General features: G+C 62.4%; 1 protein-coding gene. It reads right to left on the bottom strand.

Going from position 1 to position 255, the window contains the following annotated elements:
- A partial coding sequence (locus tag AB3X99_RS41045; RefSeq protein WP_368662081.1) for a divalent metal cation transporter occupies positions 1-255 on the bottom strand: 255 nt, incomplete at both ends.

Here is a 255-nt window from a genome sequence, read left to right as displayed (position 1 = left end):
CGATCGCGAAGCGTTCGAAGCGCCGGAAGTCGCCCGTACTGACCGCCGCCATCGTCAGTACCGCGGCGATGCAGACACCGAGAACCTTCGAGACGCCGAGAAAGTCGAGCGCAAACGTAATGCCGATAAACTCGGTGACGATCGTGAGCGCATTGAGCAGGAAAAGATCGATGACGCTGAAGGCGCCCCAGAACTTGCCGAAGCGTTCGAAGATGAGGCGTGCGTGGCCGACGCCGGTCACGGCGCCCAGGCGCA

Source organism: Paraburkholderia sp. BR10882 (genome assembly GCF_040948855.1).
Lineage (GTDB): Bacteria > Pseudomonadota > Gammaproteobacteria > Burkholderiales > Burkholderiaceae > Paraburkholderia > Paraburkholderia nodosa_A.
The sequence above is the reverse complement of the archived record's forward strand: the minus strand, read 5'-3'. Positions and strand labels throughout refer to the sequence as shown.